Annotated in this window: 2 protein-coding genes; one reads left to right on the top strand and one right to left on the bottom strand. The window is 36.6% G+C overall.

Features of this window, described 5'->3' with window-relative positions:
• Nucleotides 1-1,018: bifunctional diguanylate cyclase/phosphodiesterase (locus tag M0P98_09490; protein ID MCK9267078.1), on the top strand; the 1,018-nt coding region annotated here is incomplete at its 5' end.
• A 115-nt stretch (nt 1,019-1,133) separates the two neighbouring features.
• Here the strand turns inward: M0P98_09490 and M0P98_09485 are convergent.
• Nucleotides 1,134-2,297, bottom strand: a complete 1,164-nt coding sequence (locus M0P98_09485; protein MCK9267077.1) for an iron-containing alcohol dehydrogenase — start codon at nt 2,295-2,297, stop codon at nt 1,134-1,136.
• Nucleotides 2,298-2,702: the final 405 nt, after the last annotated feature.

Below are 2,702 nucleotides of genomic sequence, written 5' to 3'. Positions count from 1 at the left end.
GGGTGATGAGTTTGCAATACTTATAGAACAACAACCTGAATTTGAACTTGGCAAAAAAGTGGCAGAACGTATTTTATCTGCAATAGAAGAACCAGTACAACTTGGAGACCACTTTATCTCCGCAACTGCAAGTATTGGTATTTGCCAATACTCACCTGAGTTTACAACACCTGAAGAGTACCTACGGAACGCTGATATTGCTATGTATAAAGCAAAACAGCAAGGTAAAAACAGGTATGCATATTTCAGTCAATCGATGCACGAAACTGCTATCAAAAAATTGACCGAAGAGACCTTCCTCTGGGAAGCAGTAAAAAATAACGAGTTTTCTATTTATTACCAACCTATTGTTGAAACCCAATCAGAAAAAATAATTGGATACGAGGTTTTACTTAGATGGAACCACCCTGTTAAGGGATTGCTCTTACCGGGGACTTTTATTCCTCTTGCTGAAGAGACAGGACTGATTGTAAATATTGGCGAATGGGTAATCCGAAACGTTTGTCAACAAAAATGGATTTTGAACAATATAGAGAAAGAACCTTTAAATGTACATCTAAATATTTCTACAAAGCAGTTACAGTCTCAAGATTTTTTAACTAAAGTAAAAACCATTTTAAAGGAAACAGGTTTCCCACCTGAATATCTTTACTTTGAAATAACAGAAAGCGTTCTTATGGTAAAAGAGATGACCGATGTTCTTTTACAATTGAAAACACTTGGCATAAAAATTGTCATCGATGATTTTGGAACAGGGTTTTCCTCTCTTTCATACCTTCATCGTTACCCTATAGATGGTATTAAGATTGACAAATCCTTTATTTCTGGTATGCTCTCGAATACAAAAGATAGGGAAATAGTAAGAACTATAATTGCTATGGGAAAAACTTTACAGATGCCTGTAACAGCAGAGGGAGTTGAAACAAAAGAGCAGGCAGATTATTTAAAACAACTTGCTTGTGAGTTTGCTCAAGGTTTTTTATGGGGTACACCTGTAGAGAAAATAAATACAGAGTGAGAAGGCACAAAGATTACGCCTTTGCCCTCTACTTGTCATTACGGATCAAGTCCGGAATGACAAGCAGGGGCTTGCAGAACAAGGGGTGTGAGAAAACCGATAAAAACCCTATGACTTAAAGAGCCTTCTTATATATTTCAATAATATCTTTTTCAGTAACTGGTTTAGGATTGTTTTCGATAGGAACAGATACCTGCAAAGCGTCTTTAGCAAGATTGGCAAAAGAATCTTCACCGATATTAAATTCTTTAAGGGTTGGAATATTAAAGATCTTAAGAAAATTCTTTATTTCAGAAATAAACGCCTCTGTTTTAAACATATCGGAAGCTGTTAGTCTTTTTTTGTTAATACAATCATCAATTTCTGAAATTTCTTTTGAAATTTCTTCTTTCTCAAATTCAAGAACATAAGGTAAGAGTAAACCGTTTCCTATACCGTGAGGAACATTAAAAACGCCTCCAAGCGGATAAGAAATTGAATGAACTGCTGTTACTCCAGCATTTGCAAGCCCTATTCCTGCAAGAAAACTACCATATAACATTAGGTCTCTTGCATTCACATTATTTCCATCTTCAAAAACAATTGGAAGATTAGCCCATATAAGTTTAATAGCCTGCATAGAAATTGTTTTACTCATAAAAGTAGTTTTTTTTGAAAGATAACTTTCTACAGCATGGCAAAGTGCGTCTAGCCCTGTAGATGCAGTTACTGAAGCAGGAAGAGAGATTGTTAACAATGGGTCAAGAATAGATATATCTGCATATAAAAAAGGGCTGTTTATACCGCCCTTCTTCTTTTCATCTCTTCTAATAAAAACAGCAGTGAAAGTAACTTCGCTACCTGTACCTGCTGTTGTGGGCACCATTATTTTTGGTAATCCAGGTCCAGGAACTTTATTTAGACCTTGGTAATCTCTTACGCTACCCCCGTTGGTTATTAAAACGGATACAGCTTTAGCAGTGTCAAGAACACTTCCACCCCCTATTCCACAAACGATATCACACCCTTCTGTTTTTCCAAAAGAAGCACATTGGTCACCAGTTTCTGTTGAAGGTTCACCAGAAATATCATCAAAAACTCTAAAATCGATATTTTCGTTTTCAAGCATTTTTGTTATTTCTTTAAAAATACTGGTTGTTCCAAAATTTTTATCTGTAACCAAAAGCAATCTGTTTTTATTAAACTCCTTGATTACTAACGGTAATTGAGATATAGAATTTTTTCCATATATAACTTCTGGGTAACACGAAAATTTAAATCTTTTAATTGTTGTATCCATTTTATTTTCCCTTTTGTTTAAAAAAATGTGTTTAGGAACGAATTACGAGGTGCTAACCGACGCTTTTTGTCGTTGCGAAGGAACGCTTTGTGTGACTGCGGTAATCCTCGTATTTATCCTATACACTATTGTTTACCCCCATTTCCTTTTCCGCCTTCGGCGAGATTGCCAACCAAAAAACGTCCTCCTACGCCAAGGTATACCTGCCGAAGCTTGTGTTTCAGCGTAGGTTGGCTTCGGCGGGTAAAGCTCGCAAGACAAACTACAAAAGGCGGAATAGAGGGCAATATTGTATTCTACTCGACCACTTTGTTATCCTGAACTTGTTTCAGGATCTCTCACTTAACTCACGCTGGTAGCAAGAAAAACGAGATTCCGGATCAAGTCCGGAATGACATATAGGGG

Source organism: bacterium (genome assembly GCA_023230585.1).
Taxonomy (GTDB): Bacteria; Ratteibacteria; UBA8468; order B48-G9; family JAFGKM01; genus JALNXB01.
Note: the sequence above shows the minus strand (reverse complement) of the source record. Positions and strands in the feature narration are given on the sequence as shown.